21 protein-coding genes are annotated in these 19164 nt (G+C 65.4%); 5 read left to right on the top strand and 16 right to left on the bottom strand.

Features of this window, described 5'->3' with window-relative positions; all coding sequences use genetic code 11:
* Window positions 1–142: 142 nt before the first annotated feature.
* Entirely contained in the window at window positions 143–1852 is a 1710-nt protein-coding gene (locus tag AC630_RS10930; protein WP_074118545.1) for a methyl-accepting chemotaxis protein, read from the bottom strand.
* Between the two features lie 532 nt (window positions 1853–2384).
* Between AC630_RS10930 and AC630_RS10925 the strand changes: the two genes are divergently transcribed.
* The 3 genes from AC630_RS10925 (at window position 2385) to AC630_RS10915 (ending at window position 5039) form a co-directional block, all read left to right on the top strand.
* Window positions 2385–3680, top strand: a complete 1296-nt coding sequence (locus tag AC630_RS10925) for an O-acetylhomoserine aminocarboxypropyltransferase (RefSeq protein ID WP_074118544.1) — start codon at window positions 2385–2387, stop codon at window positions 3678–3680.
* Window positions 3681–3684: 4 nt separating this feature from the next.
* The gene (locus tag AC630_RS10920) at window positions 3685–4467 is read left to right on the top strand and encodes an alpha/beta fold hydrolase (RefSeq protein ID WP_074118543.1); all 783 of its coding nucleotides are present in this window, start codon (window positions 3685–3687) and stop codon (window positions 4465–4467) included.
* Window positions 4468–4535: 68 nt separating this feature from the next.
* On the top strand, window positions 4536–5039 hold the full coding sequence (locus AC630_RS10915; RefSeq protein WP_074118542.1) for a DUF6496 domain-containing protein: 504 nt from the start codon (window positions 4536–4538) through the stop codon (window positions 5037–5039).
* A gap of 14 nt (window positions 5040–5053) precedes the next feature.
* Here the strand turns inward: AC630_RS10915 and AC630_RS10910 are convergent, their stop codons facing one another.
* The gene (locus tag AC630_RS10910) at window positions 5054–6007 is read right to left on the bottom strand and encodes an aliphatic sulfonate ABC transporter substrate-binding protein (RefSeq protein ID WP_083636190.1); all 954 of its coding nucleotides are present in this window, start codon (window positions 6005–6007) and stop codon (window positions 5054–5056) included.
* Window positions 6008–6029: 22 nt separating this feature from the next.
* A complete protein-coding gene (locus AC630_RS10905) occupies window positions 6030–6251 on the bottom strand; it encodes a hypothetical protein (RefSeq protein WP_074118541.1) in 222 nt (73 codons plus the stop codon).
* Between the two features lie 392 nt (window positions 6252–6643).
* Here AC630_RS10905 and AC630_RS10900 point away from each other — a divergent pair, with 392 nt between their 5' ends.
* Window positions 6644–7375: an SDR family NAD(P)-dependent oxidoreductase gene (locus tag AC630_RS10900; protein WP_074118540.1), complete on the top strand. Its 732-nt coding sequence runs from the start codon at window positions 6644–6646 to the stop codon at window positions 7373–7375.
* A gap of 180 nt (window positions 7376–7555) precedes the next feature.
* On the opposite strand, the gene AC630_RS10895 is transcribed toward AC630_RS10900, so the two are convergent.
* From AC630_RS10895 to phnG, 9 genes are read right to left on the bottom strand one after another with little or no spacing between them, the layout of a single operon-like run.
* Entirely contained in the window at window positions 7556–8167 is a 612-nt protein-coding gene (locus tag AC630_RS10895; RefSeq protein ID WP_074118539.1) for a pyridoxamine 5'-phosphate oxidase family protein, read from the bottom strand.
* A 26-nt stretch (window positions 8168–8193) separates the two neighbouring features.
* Entirely contained in the window at window positions 8194–8790 is a 597-nt protein-coding gene (gene phnN, locus AC630_RS10890) for a phosphonate metabolism protein/1,5-bisphosphokinase (PRPP-forming) PhnN (protein WP_074118538.1), read from the bottom strand.
* A complete protein-coding gene (locus AC630_RS10885; RefSeq protein WP_074118537.1) occupies window positions 8787–9944 on the bottom strand; it encodes an alpha-D-ribose 1-methylphosphonate 5-triphosphate diphosphatase in 1158 nt (385 codons plus the stop codon). The genes phnN and AC630_RS10885 overlap by 4 nt, the downstream gene beginning before the upstream one ends.
* 14 nt (window positions 9945–9958) lie before the next feature.
* Complete coding sequence (gene phnL / locus AC630_RS10880; protein WP_074118660.1) at window positions 9959–10657, bottom strand: phosphonate C-P lyase system protein PhnL; 699 nt, start codon at window positions 10655–10657, stop codon at window positions 9959–9961.
* An 8-nt stretch (window positions 10658–10665) separates the two neighbouring features.
* A complete protein-coding gene (gene phnK / locus AC630_RS10875; protein WP_074118536.1) occupies window positions 10666–11463 on the bottom strand; it encodes a phosphonate C-P lyase system protein PhnK in 798 nt (265 codons plus the stop codon).
* Window positions 11456–12352: an alpha-D-ribose 1-methylphosphonate 5-phosphate C-P-lyase PhnJ gene (locus AC630_RS10870; RefSeq protein ID WP_074118535.1), complete on the bottom strand. Its 897-nt coding sequence runs from the start codon at window positions 12350–12352 to the stop codon at window positions 11456–11458. Before AC630_RS10870 ends, phnK begins: the two co-directional genes overlap by 8 nt.
* Window positions 12349–13452 carry a carbon-phosphorus lyase complex subunit gene (locus AC630_RS10865; protein WP_074118534.1) on the bottom strand — a complete coding sequence of 368 codons (1104 nt, stop codon included), beginning with the start codon at window positions 13450–13452 and terminating at the stop codon, window positions 12349–12351. Before AC630_RS10865 ends, AC630_RS10870 begins: the two co-directional genes overlap by 4 nt.
* A gap of 1 nt (window position 13453) precedes the next feature.
* Entirely contained in the window at window positions 13454–14065 is a 612-nt protein-coding gene (gene phnH, locus AC630_RS10860; RefSeq protein WP_074118533.1) for a phosphonate C-P lyase system protein PhnH, read from the bottom strand.
* Between the two features lie 4 nt (window positions 14066–14069).
* A complete protein-coding gene (gene phnG / locus AC630_RS10855; RefSeq protein WP_074118532.1) occupies window positions 14070–14534 on the bottom strand; it encodes a phosphonate C-P lyase system protein PhnG in 465 nt (154 codons plus the stop codon).
* Between the two features lie 107 nt (window positions 14535–14641).
* Here phnG and phnF point away from each other — a divergent pair, with 107 nt between their 5' ends.
* The gene (phnF, locus tag AC630_RS10850) at window positions 14642–15370 is read left to right on the top strand and encodes a phosphonate metabolism transcriptional regulator PhnF (RefSeq protein WP_074118531.1); all 729 of its coding nucleotides are present in this window, start codon (window positions 14642–14644) and stop codon (window positions 15368–15370) included.
* A gap of 103 nt (window positions 15371–15473) precedes the next feature.
* Here phnF and phnE (AC630_RS10845) read toward each other — a convergent pair whose 3' ends face one another.
* From phnE (AC630_RS10845) to phnC, 4 genes are all read right to left on the bottom strand, one after another.
* The gene (gene phnE, locus AC630_RS10845) at window positions 15474–16322 is read right to left on the bottom strand and encodes a phosphonate ABC transporter, permease protein PhnE (RefSeq protein ID WP_074118530.1); all 849 of its coding nucleotides are present in this window, start codon (window positions 16320–16322) and stop codon (window positions 15474–15476) included.
* Window positions 16319–17203, bottom strand: a complete 885-nt coding sequence (gene phnE, locus AC630_RS10840; RefSeq protein WP_074118529.1) for a phosphonate ABC transporter, permease protein PhnE — start codon at window positions 17201–17203, stop codon at window positions 16319–16321. The genes phnE (AC630_RS10845) and phnE (AC630_RS10840) overlap by 4 nt, the downstream gene beginning before the upstream one ends.
* Before the next feature lie 70 nt (window positions 17204–17273).
* Entirely contained in the window at window positions 17274–18209 is a 936-nt protein-coding gene (gene phnD, locus AC630_RS10835; protein WP_074118528.1) for a phosphonate ABC transporter substrate-binding protein, read from the bottom strand.
* A gap of 64 nt (window positions 18210–18273) precedes the next feature.
* Window positions 18274–19083: a phosphonate ABC transporter ATP-binding protein gene (phnC, locus tag AC630_RS10830; protein WP_074118527.1), complete on the bottom strand. Its 810-nt coding sequence runs from the start codon at window positions 19081–19083 to the stop codon at window positions 18274–18276.
* Between the last annotated feature and the right edge of the window lie 81 nt (window positions 19084–19164).

The following is a 19164-nucleotide window of genomic DNA, read 5'->3' as shown; positions in this document are numbered from 1 at the left end:
GCGCTCGGCCTTCATGGTTCGAGACGCCCGCCTTCGGCGGGCTCCTCACCATGAGGGTTTAAGGCTTTGCCGCAACACGAGACCTCATCCTGAGGAGCCCGCATAGCGGGCGTCTCGAAGGATGGCCGCAACGGAAAGCCGCTTACGCCGCCCTGATCGAGCTCATGAAGCCGGCGACGCCACGCTTGAGGCGCGAGCTCTCATTGGCGAGCGATTGCGCGGCCGACTGCACCTGGGCGGAGGCGCTCCCGGCTTCCGACGCACCGCGCTGGACGTCGGCGATGCTGGTCTCGACCTGCGAGGTGCCCGACGCCGCACGTTGCACGTTGCGGGAGATCTCCTGCGTGGCGGAGCCCTGCTGCTCGACCGAGGCCGAGATCGCAGCCGAGATTTCCGAGATCCGCCCGATCGTCGCGCCGATCTCCTTGATCGCCGCGACCGAATCCCGCGTCGCCGACTGGATGTCGGAGATCTGCTGGCTGATCTCGTCGGTCGCCTTCGCGGTTTGCTCGGCAAGCGTCTTCACCTCGGACGCCACCACGGCGAAGCCACGGCCGGCATCGCCGGCGCGCGCAGCCTCGATGGTTGCGTTCAGCGCCAGGAGATTGGTCTGGCCGGCGATGGTCTGGATCAGATCGACGACGTCGCCGATCCGGCTCGCGGCCTGCGACAGCTCGCTGATCCGCGTATCGGTCTTCTGCGCCTGGCTGACGGCTTCGCCGGCGATCCGCGCCGAGGTCTCGACCTGACGGCTGATCTCGCCGATGGAGGAGGCAAGCTCTTCGCTCGCCGCCGCGACGGAATGAACGTTCGCGGACGCCTCGCCCGAAGCCGTGGACGCACGGCCCGAGACCTGCGCGACGGTGTCGGCGGTCTTCGACAACGTCGTCGACGACGTCTCGAGCTGGCCGGCGGCAACCGAGACGAGCTCGATGATCTCGCCGACTTCGCGTTCGAATTGATCCGCAAGCCGGCTCATGTCGACCTTGCGGGCCTCGACCTGGCGCTGCTCGGTGATCGCCTGCTCCTCGCGCAGCCGGTTGGTTTCGATCATGGCGTCGCGGAATACCTCGACGGTGCGCGCCATCTCGCCGATTTCGTCGCGGCGATCGGCATAAGCCACCGGCGCATCGAGCTGGCCCGCGCTCAGCGAGGCCATGCGCTCCTTCAGCCCCGCCAGCGGCTTCACCACGCTGCGGCCGACGGCCCAGGCGATCGCGATCGAGATCAGCATCAGGACGGCGATAACCATCGAGGCGGTCTGGGCCATCGACCAGAATGAGTTGTCGACCTCCCACATGTATTCGGCGGATGCGATCATCATGTTCCACGGCGCGAAGCCGCGGGTGAAGGAGACCTTGTCGAACGCCGTGGGATCGTTGCTGGTGCGGCGGAAGGAATAGCGCAGCGTGCCGTGGCCCTTCTTCGCGATGTCCATCAGCGTCAAAGCGAAAGGCTTGCCCTCAGCGTCCTTGTTGGGCCGCATGTCCTTGCCGACGAAATTCGGGAAGCCGGGATTGGAGACGCAAAGCCCGGTCTCGTAGTCATAGATATAGACGTAGTTTGTATGGTCCTCGTACCAGATTTTATCGTTGGCCTCGATGAAGCGCTTCTTGGCTTCCTCCTCGGTCATCTGGCCCGCCTTGTAGGCCTTGTAATAGCCGTCGGCGAGGTTCCAGACCACGTCCACCACGGCGTGCGCCTTCTCGACGCGCTCGGTGACGAGTTGGCCCCGGGCGATCCACAGAACGGTCGAGGCGACCAGCGCCATGCAGATCGCGCCGACCATGGTCATGAGCGCGAGCTTGGCGCCGATCGAGCGAAGGGAAAACAGGTTCTTGAGAGCGGGCATTCTGCCTCTTCGGTGTTGCTGGACTCCGCACGCGAAGATCAGTGCGCAGGCCATCACGAGGTGGGAATGCGCAAATTAAAGGCAATTCGTTAAGAACTCAGTTACGCCACGAAATTGCCGTGCAGCGTCTCCGGTCTTACCGAAGGATTAACGCGAGCCGCACGAGGCGACCGGTTACACTACGATGCTGGGAAGACTCTCGACCACGCTCGTCTTTGCGAACGCAGCGAAGCAATCCAGCATCCCACCGCGGAAAGATTCTGGATTGCTTCGCGGAGCCTGTCATCGGGCCGCGCTTCGCGCGGACCCGTTGACTCGCAATGACGCCGGAGTCCAACTCTCACCGACCCCGAGGAGAGCCCCCTTACCCAACCCTCTCCCCGCGAGCGGGGCGAGGGAGCACACCGCCGCGGCGGCAACAGCGTCACCCGCTAGCGCTGCGGGCCGTCATACGACGCTGTCAATGGGCTGACGCGCCCCGCGTTTTTGTGGCACAAGGGCGGCCTCCGCCGACCGACCAACGAGGCCACGCATGCCCGCGCCCAAGCCGCCCGCCTTCGAGACCCTGAGCCTGCACGCGGGCCAGCATCCGGATCCCGCGACCGGGGCCCGCGCGGTGCCGATCTACCAGACCACGTCTTACGTGTTCCAGGATTCCGACCACGCGGCCGCGCTGTTCAATCTCGAGCGCGCCGGCCACATCTACACGCGCATCTCCAACCCCACCACCGGCGTCCTCGAAGAACGGCTCGCGGCGCTGGAAGGCGGCGTCGGTGCGATCTGTACCGCCAGCGGCATGGCCGCGATGCATCTCGCCATCGCAACGCTGCTCAATGCCGGCGATCATATCGTTGCATCGAGCTCGCTCTATGGCGGCACCATCAACCTCTTGGCGCACACGCTGCCGCGCTTCGGCATCACCACGACGTTCGTGAAGCCGCGCGATCACGATGCGTTGCGCGCGGCGATCAGGCCGAACACACGGCTGGTGATCGGCGAGACCATCGGCAATCCCGGGCTGGAGGTGCTGGACATTCCGAAGGTCGCCTCCATGGCGCATGATGCAAAGATCCCGCTGCTGATCGACAACACCTTTGCCACGCCCTATCTCAGCCGGCCGATCGAGCTTGGCGCCGACATCGTCATGCATTCGGCGACGAAATGGATCGGCGGCCACGGCATCGCCATCGGCGGCGCCATCGTCGACGGCGGCCGGTTCGACTGGCGCGGCTCCGGCAAATTCGGCGTGCTGACCGAGCCCTATGGCGGCTATCACGGCATCGTCTTCGACGAACAGTTCGGCACTGCCGCCTTCATCATGCGTGCACGCACCGAGGGCCTGCGCGATTTCGGCGCCTGCCTGTCGCCGACCAACGCGTTCCAGCTCCTGCAGGGCGTGGAGACGCTCGGCGTGCGGATGGACCGCCACATGCAGAATACGCACCTGGTGCTGGAAGCGCTGAAGTCCAACAAGGCCGTCGACTGGGTGCTGCATCCCTCGCTGGAAAACCACCCTGACTATCAGCTCGCCAAACAGCTCCTGCCACGCGGCGCCGGCTCGATCGTCTCCTTCGGCATCAAGGGCGGCCGGCCCGCGGGACGCAAGTTCATCGAATCGCTGCGCATGATCAGCCATCTCGCCAATGTCGGCGACGCCAAGACGCTGGTGATCCACCCCGCCTCGACCACGCATCAGCAGATGGATGCCGAGCAACTCAAGGCCGCCGGTGTCGGCGAGGAGCTGGTGCGGCTCTCGGTCGGCATCGAGACGGCGTCCGACATCATCGACGATCTCTCCCAAGCGCTGCGCCTCTCGCAGAAGGTCTGAAGCCATGAAGCTTTCCATCAACGGCGCCGAGGTGTTTGTCGCAACCGGCGGCCGCGAATTCGACAAGTCCCTGCCCGCAGTCGTCTTCATCCACGGCGCCGGCTTCGACCACTCGACCTGGGCGCTGCATACGCGCTGGTTCGCCCATCACGGCTTTGCCGTGCTCGCACCCGACCTGCCCGGTCATGGCCGTTCGGCCGGGCCTTCGCTGTCGAGCATTGCGGAAATGGCCGACTGGACGGCAGCGCTGCTCGATGCGGCTGGCAGCGCGAAGGCGCATCTGATCGGCCATTCCATGGGATCGCTGATCTCGCTGGAGACGGCGGCACGGCATCCCGACAAGGTCTCTGCGCTGAGCCTGATCGGCACCGCCGCGACCATGACTGTCGGTCCGGATCTGCTAAAGGCAGCCGAAGCCAACGAGCAGGACGCCCTCGACATGGTCTCGATCTGGGGACTCGGCTTCAGGGCCGAACTCGGCGGCAGCCTCGCGCCGGGCCTGTGGATGCATGGCGGCGCGCAGGCGGTGCTTCAAGCTTGCGAGCCGGGTGTGTTGTTCAGGGATTTGTCCGCCTGCAACTCCTATGCAAATGCGCTGACCGCTGCCGCGAGCGTGAAAGTGCCTGCCACCCTCATCCTCGGCGAGCGGGACATGATGACGCCGGCGAAGGCGGGCAAGGCGCTCGCGGCCGCGATCCCGCACGCGAAGACCGTCGTGGTGCCGGGCGCCGGCCACATGATCATGGCCGAGCGGCCGGATGAACTGCTCGCGGCATTGAGGGGCTGATAGGATCAATCTTCCGCGTTGCGCGTTGCGGTCGGACATCCCTGCGATTCTCAGAGGGGAACCCGACCATGCCAAGAAAGGAAGTCATCCGCAAAGCCAGGCAAGACAAGCGTGCGGGCAAATCGGCAAGCACGCAGGCCGGCGAATTCGTCAAGGACGAGATCGACAAGATCCGAAAGGGCAAGCATGGCGCGCGCTCGACGCGCCAGGCGATTGCCATCGGCCTTTCCGAGGCGCGCCGCGCCGGCGTCGAACTGCCGCCACCGCGCAAAGGGCGCACCAAGAAGTCGACGCGCCGCAGCGCCAAATATGCCTATGAGGTCGGCCAAGGCAAACGCACCCCGAAGCGCCGGCCCCGCGTATCGCGCGCGGTCGAAGGCGTCCTGAAGAAGGAGCCGCGCTCGACTGCATCGCGAAGCGCGTTGTCGAAGCAGGGCAAGCGCGCCGCGAGCCAACGAAGCGCCGCGTCGCGTTCTGCCGCCGCGCGCAAGGCAAGCCATACCAAAGGCGCCAAGGTCCGCGCCGCCGCCGCAAAGAAGGCGGCACGCACCAGGGCGCGCCGCCGCAGTTGATCGAGGCCGCGGGCTCAGGAGCCAGGCGTCCACTTCCAGACGATGTCGGAGACGTTGACCGGCTTCGGGATCAGGCCGAGCCTGGCAAAGCGGTCGGCAACGGCCTGCTGACGCTTGACCACCTCCGCGTCGAGCGGCACCACGCTATAGGTGGAGCGGTTGACGAAGCGGCGGACGGCCTGAATATCCACGCCGGTCGCCTCGGCCTGCGCCTTGGCTACGTCCTCGTGATGCGACTCCGCCCACACGCCTTCGGAGGCGGAGGTCGTGTTGAGTTTCGCGACCAGCGCCGGATACTTCTCCACGAAGTCGGTGTTGGCGATATAGTAGGCATTCGGCTTGTGGACGTCCTTGTCGAAGACAAGAACGCGGGCACTCTCCTTCAACTCGGCGAGCGCCAGATACGGATCCCAGATCGACCAGGCGTCGACCGAACCCTTGACGAAGGCCGCGGTCGCATCGGCCGGCGCGAGCGGCGCCGGCGCGATGTCGGACCACGAGAGCCCGGCCTTCTCGAGCGCGGCGACCAGGAGATTGTGCGCGCTCGATCCCTTGCCGAAGGCGACGCGCTTGCCCTTGAGGTCGGCCAGCGTCTTGATGGGCGAGTCCTTCGGCACGATGATCGCCTGATTGTCGCCCTCGGACTTCACGGCCGCGACGTAACGGATCTTTGCGCCGCCAGCCTGCGCGAAGATCGGCGGTGTATCCCCGACGAAGCCGAAATCGACACTGCCGACATTGATAGCCTCCAGCAACGGCGGTCCGAACTGGAAGTCGATCCACTTGATCTCGATGCCGAGCGGCCTGAAAGCATTTTCGAGCGTTTGACGTTGGCGCACGGCCGGGAAGAAGCCGCCCTTCTGGGTCCCGATGCGGATTTCCGCCGGTTTTTCCTCGGCATGCACGGGTGCGGCGACGGCGGTCGCGAGCAGCAGCGCTGCGGTCAGAAGATGTCGTCGTACAATCATGTTGCGATCCTTCGAGTCCGGTTCAGTTGGTGAGGAGTGAGGAAATCGCGCGCCGGCTCCGCTCGGAGAACACGGCGCGGGCGGCACGCTCCGCTTCGCGGGCCGAGCGGAACTGACGGCCTTCGAGACTGTCGAACAGGCGCTCGGAGGAGAAGAAACGGAAGCCGCGCTCATCTCTTGTGATGATGCCGGCGGCGCGGTCGTGGATCTCGATGATGTAGGCGTTCGACTGGGATTGGGACATGACTGCTCGTTCGCCGGAATTTCGGCGTTCCTGTCTTGGGATTTGCGGTGTGAGATGCTGCTAGGAGGCGATCAGCAACAACAACAGGCGCCCGTTGCCGCCGAGAAACAGCGCCGCGTCATGCATTCGCGCATGTCGCCTGGATTACGCCGGTGATCGGTTCTCATCTTGCGGCTTCGGCTCAAGGAGCAGTTTCGACGCCTCGAATATCGAGCCAATGGCGAAGTTGGTCAATGAAATGGCTATCCATATTTGCGATCCACACGCTGGGGCGCTTCTCCCGCAGCAACAGCTGACAGCCTGATTCATCTCGCGATGAGTTCAACACCGGCGTGCGACCCGCATGATACGCTCGGGGCAACCACAAGGCAGACAATTTGGGAGGTCCAGAGATGGCGAATGATCTGAAGGGGCGCACGGCACTCGTCACCGGCGGCTCGCGCGGAATTGGTGCTGCGGTCTGCCGCCTGCTGGCCGACGCCGGCGCGGCCGTAGCGATCAATTGCCGCGAGCGGATCGAGCAGGCCGAGCAATTGGCGGGCGAGATCGGCAAGCAAGGCGGCCGTGCCATCGTCGTTGCCGCAGACGTCTCACAGCGCGAGGCGGTGGCCAACATGGTCGAGCGCGTCACGGCCGGCCTCGGACCGGTCGACATCCTGGTCAACAACGCCGGCATCGCCATCACGCGCGGCGTCGACGATCTCACTGAGGACGATTTCGACCGGACGATCCTGGTCAATCTGAAATCCGTATTCCTGTGCACGCAGGCCATTCTACCCTCGATGCGCGCCAGGAAATGGGGCCGCATCGTCAACATCTCCTCGGGCGCAGCACGCGGCGCCGGCTCGATCGGCCCGCACTACAATGCATCCAAGGCCGGCATCGAGGGCCTCACGCGAGGTTATGCGGCGCGTCTCGTGAAGGAGGGCATCACCGTCAATGCGGTGGCGCCATCGCTGATCGAGACCGACATGATGAGCGGCCAGCCGCAACTCATCAGCCGCATCCCGCTCGGCCGCTTCGGCACGGCGGAGGAGGTGGCGAAGGCCGTGATGCTGCTGGTCGACAACGCCTACATGACGGGGCAGACGATCGCGCTGAGCGGCGGGATGGCGTTTAATTAGAGGCGAGCTGCCTCTTTACCTCGCCCCCGCTTGCGGGGAGAGGTCGGATCGCTCTTGCGATCCGGGTGAGGGGGTACCGGTCCCTCAGCTATCTCCCGTGTCGAGAGAGGCCCCTCACCCCGACCCTCTCCCCGTAAGAACGGGGAGAGGGAGAAGAGGCATCGGGGAGAAGGTTAGAGCTCACCACATCGTCGCGGCGGCGCGTTCGGGCCAAATGCGATCGTATTCCGCGCCGCCGATCTTGTTCTGGCTCATCTCGGCGAGGATCTGGCCGGGCGTTGGCAGCGTCTTGGGATCGACGCGCTTGTCGGGATTCCAGAGGTCGGAGCGGACGATCGCGCGGGCGCACTGGAAGTAGATTTCCTCGACATTCATCACCATGACGCTGCGCGGCGCCTTGCCGTCGACCTTGAAGGACGCCAGCAGCTCCGGATCGATCGAGAGATGAGCGCGGCCGTTGGCACGGACCGCGTTGCCGGAACCCGGGATCAGGAACATCAGCGACACGCGCGGATCACGCACGATGTTGCGCAAGGAATCGACCCGGTTGTTGCCGCGGCGATCCGGCAGGATCAACGTCTTCGGGTCATGAATGCGAACGAAGCCGGGGAGATCGCCGCGCGGCGAGCAGTCGATGCCTTCAGGCCCGATGGTCGCGAGCGCGGCAAAGGGCGCCTTCTCGATGAAGATGCGGTAGAGCGGCGTGACGTGGTCGGCGACTTTCACGGTCGAGGCATCACTTGTGGCGCCGTAGATGGCTTCTAGTTCCTCGACCGTATTGATCACCGTCATTCCACTCTCTCCTGTTCTGCCGGCGACTACTCGCGCCAGCATTCATTCCTGATGACGCGCACGAGCTGGCGACCGTGATAGTCCGCGCTACCGGCGTTAAGGATAGTAACATCGGCACTGGCCGATGCATCATCGACGCTGCGCGCGAGCCGGTCCGCAATATTGCCGTCGCTGTGACGCGCGCGCGCGGCGAGCCGCTGCGCCAGCACGTCCGGCGGCGCCGTGATCGCGACGACCACGACATTGGCGTAGGCCTGGCGCAGCGCGCCAATTACCGTGCGCGAGACATTGGCGACGACCGCGCGCCCGGCGCGGATATCATCGTTGATTTCGCGCGGCAGGGCATAGGAATGCCCGTGCGCCTCCCAGTGCACGGCGAAATCGCCATGCTCCCGCGCGCGGCGGAATTCGTCAGCACCGAGCGCGACATTGTCTTCGTCGGCGGACGATTCGCGCGTCACGATACGGCGCGGGAAGACGATTTCGTGATCGTCGATGCAGGCCGCCCGCGCAAGCCGCAACAGCGTGTCCTTGCCGGCGCCGCTCGGACCGACCACGAGCACGAGCCGCCCGGGTCCGATCCCGCCCGCCTGCTCCGGCGCCGTGGTCATGGTCTCGCTCATGCGACACGGCGCCCTTCGCGCCAGACGCTGCGGACGACGGGAACGCTGCCCGCGACATGCACGCGGATCAGGTCGGCGCGCTTGCCGACTGCGACCTCGCCGCGATCGGACAGGCCGACCGCCTCGGCGGGCGTCTTCGTAACAGTACGAACCGCCGCAGGAAGGCTGATCGCCGGCACATGCTCAGGCAGCTGCAGCGCGCCCATCAAAAGGCTCGACGGGATGTAGTCCGACGACAGGATGTCGAGCAGGCCTTCGCGGGCGAGATCGACCGCGGCGATGTTGCCGGAATGCGAGCCGCCGCGCACCACGTTCGGTGCGCCCATCAAAATGTCGATGCCGGCCTGATGCAGGCCGCGCGCGGCCTCCAGCGTGGTCGGAAATTCCGCCACCGAAACGCGATCGCGCACGGCATCCGCAACGTTCTCGTCGGTGGTGTCGTCATGGCTGGCGAGCGGGATCTTGTACTCATGCGCCAGCGCCACGATCTGGCGCATGTTGGTCGCGGCATAGGCCTTCTGATACTCGGAGCGCTTCGCGAACAGCTCGTCGAGCTCAGCATCGGTCTTGCCACCGCCCTTGCCGCGGTAATAGTCGCGCAGCTTGACCTCGTCGCGGAACTGGCGCTGGCCGGGGGTATGGTCCATCAACGACATCAGCCGGACGTCGGGACGGTCGATCAGCTCCTTGGCCTCCTCGACCACGCTCGGCATCGGGATTTCACAGCGCAGATGCAGGAAATGGTCGGCACGCAGCAGGGCGGCGTCTCGCGCGGTGGTGATCGCGGCGGCGAGCACGCCGGCGCGGCCATCGACTTCCTCGGCACCGTCCTCGCGCCAGACCCGGAGCGAGTCGAACACGGTCGTGATGCCTGATGTGGCGAGCTGGCCGTCATAGGAGATGACGGCCGCGACCGGATTCCAGAACACCTTTGGCCGCGGCACGTAGTGCGCCTCGAGATGATCGGTGTGGAGCTCGATCAGGCCGGGCATGATCAGGTCGCCTCCGGCATCCTCCGCGCCCGCGGGCGCCCTGCCCTCGCCGACGTCGGCAATGCGTCCATCGGCGAGAGCGAGCCAACCCTGTTCGATCACCCGGTCAGCCAGGACGATCCTGGCGTTGGCGATCACGGTTTCCTTCGGCTTGGCGTTCATTTCCTTGTCTTCCTTCAGGCCGCGGCGGCAAAGCTGGTGACGTCGACAATGCGGTCGGCAATCAGATGGCGGATCTCGTCGTCATGCACAATCGCGACCATGGCGACGCCCTGGCGCTTCTTCTCGGCAACCAGCTCGACCACGACAGCACGGTTTGCTGCGTCGAGCGAGGCGGTCGGCTCGTCCAGCAGCAGGATCGGCAGGTCCGAGATGAAGCCGCGCGCGATGTTGACGCGCTGCTGCTCGCCGCCGGAGAAGGTGGCGGGCGGAAGCTGCCAGAGCCGCTCGGGGATATTGAGACGATGCAGGAGCGCGCCCGCGCGCTGCTGCGCTTCCGTGCGTGCCATGCCAGTGACGATCAGGGGTTCGGCGACGACGTCGATGGTCGCAACGCGCGGCACCGCACGCAGGAACTGGCTGACATAGCCGATGGTTGAGCGGCGGATGTTGAGCACCTGCCGCGGCTCGGCCGTGGCGAGATCGATCAGCGCACCGCGATGGCGGATGCCGATGCGGCCGGAGTCGCAGCGGTAATTCCCGAAGATCATCTTCAGGATCGACGACTTGCCCGCGCCGGACGGGCCGGACAGCACGACGCATTCGCCCGGGTTGACGTGGAAGGTCACGCCGCGGACCACCGGCAATTCGATGCCGCCTTGCAGGTGCATCGTAAAGGTCTTCTTGGCATCAGTGACGTCGATCATGGCGGTCATCGGCTGGCTCATGGCGGCAGAATCGAGGAGACGAGGAGTTGGGTATAGGGCTCGCGCGGATCGTCGAGCACCTGGTCGGTGAGACCGGTCTCGATGACACGGCCACCTTTCATCACCATCACGCGATGCGACAGCAATCGCGCGACAGCGAGATCGTGGGTGACGATGACGACGGCGAGGTGCAGCTCGGCGACGAGGCTGCGCACGAGGTCGAGCAGGCGCGCCTGCACGGACACGTCGAGGCCGCCGGTCGGCTCGTCCATGAACACCAGCCGCGGCTCGGTGACGAGGTTGCGCGCGATCTGAAGGCGCTGGCGCATGCCGCCAGAATAGGTGCGCGGCGCATCGTCGATGCGCGCGATGTCGATTTCGACGCGGGTGAGCCAGTCGGATGCGGTGTCGCGAATGCGGCCGTAGTGATTCCACCCGACCGCCATCAGCCGCTCGCCGACATTGGCGCCGGCCGACACCGCCATGCGCAGACCCTGCGCGGGATCCTGGTGCACATAGCCCCAATCGGTACGGAACAGGAAGCGCCGCTCGGCTTCGCCCAGCGTCGTGAGATCGCGGGTGATGCCGTCGCGCATCCGGTAGGACACCTGGCCCGCGCTGGGCGCGAGCTGGCCCGACAGCATCTGCAGCAGCGTCGACTTGCCCGAGCCGGATTCGCCGACGATCGCCAGCACCTCGCCGGGATAGAGCGCAAAGGACACATCGCGGCACGCGGCGATGCGACCGTAGGACTTGCTGAGGGACTCGGCAACCAGCAGCGGCTGGTCGTTTTCAAGAGTATCGAGATCAGCCATGTGAGCCCCTTTGCGCCCTCTCCTTGTACGGCGCGGCACTCAGGCTGCCGTGATGGCCGGCGGCCTGGCGGCCCTCGCAATAGTCGGTGTCCGAGCACACGAACATGCGCCCGCCCTTGTCGTCGGTCACGATCTCGTCGAGATAGGAATTCTCGGCGCCGCACAGCGCGCAGGGCGCGTTGAAGCGGTAGGGCTCGAACGGATGATCCTCGAAATCGAGCGACACCACCTGGGTATAGGGTGGGATCGCGTAGATCCGCTTCTCGCGGCCGGCGCCGAACAGCTGCAATGCCGGGCAATTGTCCATCTTGGGATTGTCGAACTTCGGCGTCGGCGACGGGTCCATCACATAGCGCGCGTTCACCTTGACAGGATAGGCATAGGCGGTCGCGATGTGGCCGAAGCGGGCGATGTCCTCATAGAGCTTCACATGCATCAGGCCGTATTCGGCGAGCGCATGCATGCGCCGCGTCTCGGTCTCGCGCGGCTCGAGGAAACGCAGCGGCTCCGGGATCGGCACCTGATAGACCAGCACCTGTTTCTCGTGCAGCGCCGTCTCCGGAATGCGGTGACGGGTCTGGATCACGGTCGCCTCGTCCGTCGACGTCGTCGTCGCCACGCCGGCGGTCTTGGCGAAGAACTTGCGGATCGAGATCGCATTCGTGGTGTCGTCGGAACCCTGGTCGATCACCTTCAGCACATCCTGGGGCCCAAGGATCGCGGCCGTGACCTGCACGCCGCCGGTGCCCCAGCCATAAGGCATCGGCATTTCGCGGCCGGCGAACGGCACCTGGTAGCCGGGAATCGCGATCGCCTTCAGGATCGCGCGGCGGATCATCCGCTTGGTCTGCTCGTCGAGATAGGCGAAATTGTAGGCGGGCGCGTTCATTCCGCGGCCTCCTTCATGGCTTCAGGCGCATTGGCCTCGGCAAACTCCTTGCGCAGCTTCCGCAGGAGGCCGAGCTCGGACTGGAAGTCGACGTAATGCGGCAGCTTCAGATGCTCGACGAAGCCGGTTGCCTGGACGTTGTCCGAATGCGACATCACGAATTCTTCATCTTGCGCCGGTGCGACTGCTTCTTCACCCAGCTCGCGGGCACGCAGCGCGCGATCGACCAGCGCCATCGACATGGTCTTGCGCTCGCTCTGGCCGAAGGCAAGACCGTAGCCGCGGGTGAAGCACGGCGCTTCCGTGGCCGAGCCCTTGAACTGGTTGACCATCTGGCACTCGGTGAGCTCGATCGAGCCAAGCGGCACGGCAAAGCCGACGTCCTCGGCGGAAAATTCGACCTCGACCTCGCCGAAGCGGATCTCGCCAACGAAGGGGTGATTGCGGCCGTAGCCGCGCTGGGTGGAGTAGCCCATCGCCAACAAAAACCCTTCGTCTCCGCGCGCCAGATTTTGCAGGCGCAGGTCGCGATCGGCCGGGAAGTTCAGCGGCTCGCGGGTGAGATCGCCAACGCTGGCGCCGTCCTCGGACCGCGGCGAGGATTCGATCAGCCCGTCGCGGCCCAAAATATCGGTCACACGCGGCGTGGGTGCCGTCGAAGCTTCGGCCGTCGCCGGCACTTCAGGCACAAAGCCCTGGCCAAGTGTCGGATCGAGCAGGCGGTGCGTATAGTCGAAGGTCGGCCCAAGGATCTGGCCGCCGGGAATATCCTTGAAGGTCGCAGACACCCGCCGCTGCACCCGCATCGCGCCGGTGTCGACAGGCTCGCTCGTGCCGAAGCGCGGTAGGGTGGCGCGGAAGGCACGGACCAGGAAGATCGCCTCGATCAGGTCGCCGCGCGCCTGCTTGATGGCGAGCGCCGCGAGCTCGCGATCATAGAGCGAGCCTTCGCTCATGACGCGGTCTACAGCGAGGCCGAGCTGCTCCGAGATCTGGTCGAGCGTAACTTCCGGCACACTTTGATCGCCGCGCCGCGCATTTGCGAGCAGGCGATGGGCATTCTCGATGGCGCGTTCGCCGCCTTTGACTGCGACATACATACTACTTGCTTCCCTTGTTTACGACACGCGTGGTCCGCGGGATCGCAACCACGGCGTCGTCGGCGACCAGCACCACGTCGATGCCGCGCGGAAGCAGCCGCTCGTTGACACGCAGGCGCTCGAACAGGTCGGCAGGCCTGATGGCCGCCTGCAGAGCTGCAACACCATCGATGCCCGGACCGCGCAGCTCGAAGCCGTGTCCCGCATCCAGGCTTTCGACCTGGACGATCACCGTCGTCGAACGATCCGGATACTCGCTCGTACCGAGCGCAAAGCGCTCGAGTGCTGGAAGCAAGGCGCCATCGCTGATCAGCGCAAAGCTCGCAATCGAAGAGTCCTGAACGACCGGCGCGCCGGTGTGGAACTTGAGCCACTTCACCACGTCGGAACTGTCGGACATCCGCGCATCGAGCCAGAGCGGCGTGTCGTGATCGAACAGCGTCAGCGCGATCGCGGCGGTGCCCCGCATCATCGTCTCAGGCGCTCCCGCCATCGGCACGATGCGCTGGACCGAGCCCGGCCGCGCCATCGCGTCCATCACCGATCGAAAGGTCGATTGCGCCGACAAGACCTTGTCGGCGAAACCCGGCGGCAGTTCCGTAATCGTGGTCATGACCTCACCCCTCACCGCGCACCATGGTGTAGAAATCAACCTTCGTCGCGGCGGTCTCAGCCGCGGCCTGGTTGCGCCTCATCATAAGCTGCTCGCGCAACGGCCCGATAACGTCCCGCTCCACCGCTTCGCCAAAATCGCTGGACTGCACCAGCGCATCGCAGAGCGCGATCAGTCGCGCCTTCTCACCGTCGCGCCCGAGGGTGTAGCCGAAGCCGACTTCGCCGCTCGCAAGGCGGACCGCCGCACGCGACACCGTCGCTTCGCCGAGGTTGAACGGCGCGCCGTCGCCGCCGGCCCGTCCGCGCAGCATGACCAGGCCGTTTTCCGGCTCGCGCAGATCCAGATGGCCGGGCAAGGCGATTGTGCGGAGGCGAGCGGCGATCTCGCCCGCCTCCGCGTGCGCCAGCACGGCCATCGCGGCCTTGCGCTGGGCTTGCTGGTTGTTGTGCTGGGTCACCAAATCCACCGAACTTGCCGAATTGAAGTTGTCTATAATAATAGACAACTTCATACGGAAGCGCCATGACTGTTTCGTGACAAAGGTGTGATTTCTGGGCTAGCTTATCCGACGACATGAGCATGCAGGACACAGCCTCCTCGGGCGTCGCGCTATGGCGCCTCGTCGCCGACGGAATCGAACGCGGCATCGCCGACGGCCGCTTTGCGGCCGGCGACAAGCTGCCGGGCGAGATGGAGATCGCCGAAACCTATCGCGTGAATCGTCACACCGTGCGGCGTGCGCTGGCTGCGCTTGCGGAGCGTGGCCTGGTGCGGGCCGAGCGCGGCAGCGGAACCTACGTCGAGGCGCAGCGCCTCGCCTATCCGCTGCGCTCGCGCACGCGCTTCTCCGAGATCGTCGGCGCCGGCGGCCGTGAGCCACGCGGGCAGCTGATCGAGGCCACCGAAGACATTGCGACCCGTGAGCTCGCGCGGGAACTGGGATTGAAGGCCGGCGCGCCGCTGGTGCGGATCGAGGCGATACGCCTCGCCGACCGCACGCCGATTTGCGTCTCCACCACCTGGCTGTCGGCGGAATTGTTTCCAGGCGCGGGCAATGTATTTGCCGCGACGCGCTCAATGACGAAGCTGCTCGAACATTACGGCGTCCGCGACTACCGCCGTGGCGCGACCCGGATCACCGCCGGCATCGTGGACGCGACCGATGCCGCCCGGCTCGACCTCCCGCTGGGACGGCCGATCCTGGTGGTCGATGCGACCGACCACGATCTCGAGGGCAAGCCGCTGGTGACGAAACATTCGCGCTTTGCCGCGGAGCGGGTGGAGTTTCTGGTGGAATCGTAGGGTGGGCAAAGGCGCGCACTTCGCGCCGTGCCCACCATCTTTCTCGCGATGTCGACGTGAGCGGTGGGCACGCTTCGCTTTGCCCACCCTACGGTGCTGGCGATTACGCCACCGCCCGCCGCCCGATGATGGCGAAGCGGAGCTTGCCCGAGATGAAATCGATCGCGGCGACCGCGACCAGGATCATCAGGATCAGGAATGACACCTTCTGCCATTCCAGCACGCGGATCTGCTCGGCGAGCTGGAGCCCGATGCCGCCGGCGCCGACGATGCCGATGATGGTGGCCGAGCGCGTGTTGGACTCGATGAAATAGAGCACCTGGCCGGCAATGACCGGCAGGACCTGCGGCAGGAGACCGAAGCGGATCTCGTGCAGCGCGCTGCCGCCGGAGGCGCGGATGCCTTCGACCTGCTTCTGGTCGGCGCCCTCGATCGCCTCCGAGAACAGCTTGCCGAAGGCGCCGAAGTCCGACACCGCGATGGCGAGCACGCCGGCGAACGGGCCGAGCCCGACGACATTGATCCACACCAGCGCCCAGATCAGCGTGTCGATACCGCGGATCGAATCCAGGAAGCGCCTGATAGCGAAGCGCACGATCGTCGACGGCACCACGTTGCGCGCGGCAAGCAGGCTGACCGGAAGCGCGAACAGCGCCGCCAGCGTGGTGCCGAGCAATGCGATCGACAGCGTCTCGCCGAGCGCCTTCAGGTAGACCGATAGCGAGGAGCCGGGATCCGGCGGAATCATCATCAGGCTGATCCAGCCGAGCTGGCTGAGACCTGCGAAGAACCGTGAGGGCGAGAAATCGAGATCGACGAGGCCGTACACCAGGATCGCGAACGCGGCGACGATCATTGCCGGCGTCGCGAGCCGCGACGAGGCCGGCCGGTCGAACACATCGGGATAGCGCGCGCGAATCTGCGCGGGATCGACCTCCTGCGGCCTCGTCACGTCCGCGCCTCCTTGCCGAACAAGCGGCCGCGCAGCCAGCCGGTGGTGATGTCGATGATGAAGACGGTGACGATGATGGTGAGCAGGATCGCGCTGACGTCCGAGTAATAGAACTTGCGGATCGCGACGACGAGCTCCTGACCAATGCCTCCGGCGCCGACAAATCCCATCACGGAGGCTTCGCGGACATTGATCTCGAAGCGGAGCAGCGCGTAGCTGGCGTAGCCCGCGGTCACCTGTGGCACGACCGCGAAACGCATGCATGACAGCCAGCTCGCGCCGGTCGAGCGGATGCCCTCGACCGGCTTCATGTCGGCATTTTCGACGATCTCCGAGAACAGCTTTCCGAGCGCACCGGTGGAGTGGATCGCGATCGCGAGCACGCCCGCCATCGGTCCGAGCCCGAAGGCGATCACGAAGACCAGTGCGAAGACGATACCCGGCACGGTGCGGGCGAATTCGAGCAGGCGCCGCACGACGAAGCGCAACCAGGGCGCAGGCGAGGTGTTTTCGGCTGCGAAGAAGTTCAGCGCAAAGGCGAAGGTCGCGCCTACAAGCGTGCCGACATAGCTGATCAGCAGGGTCTCACCCAGCATCTTCAGCCATTTGCGCCAGCCCCAGAGCCACTCGCCGAAATCGGTCCAGACGCGCTGGCCGTTGTCGAGCGTGAGGATACGGTCGAAATAGCTGATGAAATTGCCGAAATAGGTGAAGAGGGTGCGCAAATTAACTTCTGCGCCGATCGCCGCGAGAACCAGTGCTGCGGCGAAGATCGCGACTCCCAACAGGAGTCGGAGCCGCTTGCGCGCGACCGCCCGGCGATAGGCGGCATTGAGCACGGCCAGCTGTTGCTCGGGGAGGATCGAAACCGCGATGGTCATCGGTCGAAGAAGGTCCCGTCAAAGAAAGAGCCGGGTCCATCGACCCGGCTCCAGTGCATTGTCCCGAAACTCAGGACGCCTTCTTCTTGCGCAGCGCGTCGACGAACTTGATCAAGTCGATCGTGCCATCCCAGTCCTTGGTGGTCGCGGGATGAAAACCCTTCTTCTGGCCGTCGGAGAGGCGCTCGAACGCGGCCTTGTCCTTGGCCGGCGCGTCGAAGAACGCCTTCGCGATGGCGGCCTTGGCGTCTTCCGGCAGGTCCGAGTTGTAGGCGTAGGGGCCGTTGATGATCGGCGCCGACTTGTGGATGATGCGGAAATCGTCCTTCTTCATCGCCGAGCCGTCGGCGTTCTTCAGCATGCCCTTGGTCAGCATCTGCGCCAGCGTGGAATCATCGTCGCTGGTCCACTGGTTGGCGGCGACGTCAACCGTGCCCTGCGCAAGCGCCAGTAGCGCGTTCTCATGGCTGCCGGTGAAAACGACCTTGCTGAAATAGGTGTCGGCATCCGGGATGCCCATCTTGTCGAGCTCGAAGCGCGGCACGTTGTTGCCCGAGGTCGAGTTCGGATCGACGAGGCCGAGGTTCTTGCCCTTGAGCTGGTCGACGCTCTTGTAGGGGCTGCTCGCCTTGACGAAGAACACCGAGTAGTAGCCGGTCGAGCCGTCGGCGTTGATGTCGTTGGCGAAGGCGTCGGTCTTGACGCCGGTCAGGCGCGCGCGCGCGAACGAGGCCGAGCCGTAGCTCGCGATATGGATGTTGCCGGCGCGCTGGCCCTCGATCACCGCGGCATAGTCGTTGGCGATGCGCAGCGTGACCTTCACGCCGAGCTGCTTCGACAGATATTCCACGAACGGCGTCCAGCGCTCGGTGACGCCGGAGGCGTTCTCGGCCGGAACGACCGCAAAGGTCAGCTCGGGATATTTGGCTTTCCAGTCGTCCGCGGAGGCGGAGGCCGTGAAAGCAAGCGCGGCGGCGCCGGCAAGAACTAATCTGCGAGTGATCATGATACCCTCTTCACTGGTTGGGGTCGGTTGACGCAAAACTGGCGACTAAACAGGTGGGCGCGGCTCAGGCGGCCGCCGCCGTTCCAAGCTCCGGAACGCCCTCGGGCGCCGGTGTAGACACGCCGCCCATGACGTCGGCGGCCTCGAGATCGTAGAGTTCGCGCGCAACGTGATCGGTCAGCGCGGACGGCGCACCGTCGAACACCACGCGGCCCGCCGCCATGCCGATCAGGCGGTCACAATAGGTGCGCGCCAGATCGAGCGAATGCAGGTTGCACAGCACGGTGATGCCGAAGTGCTTGTTGATGCGCAGCAGCGCATCCATGACGATCTTGGTGTTGCGCGGATCGAGCGAGGCGATCGGCTCGTCGGCAAGGATGATGTCGGGCTGCTGCACCAACGCGCGGGCAATCGCAACACGCTGCTGCTGGCCGCCGGAGAGCTGGTCGGCGCGCTGGGCCGCGAGCGTTGCGATATCGAACTGTTCGAGCGCGGACATTGCCAGCGCCTTGTCGTGCTCAGGCCAGCTTTGCGACAGCGAGCGCCAGGCCGGCATCGTCGCAAGACGCCCCATCAGGACGTTGGTCAGGACGTCGAGCCGGCCGACCAGATTGAATTGCTGGAAGATCATCGCCGAACGCGCACGCCACTGCCGCAGCTCCTTGCCGCGCAGCGCGGTGACGTCGGTCCCGTCGAACAGAATGCGTCCCTGCGTCGGCGTCACGAGGCGATTGATGGTCCGCAGCAGGGTCGACTTGCCGGCGCCGGACCGTCCGATCACGCCGACGAAGCCGCCGGGAGAGATTTGAAACGAAGCGTCGTCCACCGCGGCTTTTGCGCCGAAGCGGCACGTCAGACCTTCCACCACCAGCATGCAGGACTCCAGAATAGCTGGCTGCCACCGCTAGCGCCGACGCTTGACACTTGTGTGACACGTACGACGTCGTGCGGCGAT

This window comes from Bradyrhizobium sp. AS23.2 (genome assembly GCF_001908185.1).
In the GTDB taxonomy this organism is placed as follows: Bacteria; Pseudomonadota; Alphaproteobacteria; order Rhizobiales; family Xanthobacteraceae; genus Bradyrhizobium.
This window is presented reverse-complemented; position numbering and strand designations above follow the sequence as displayed.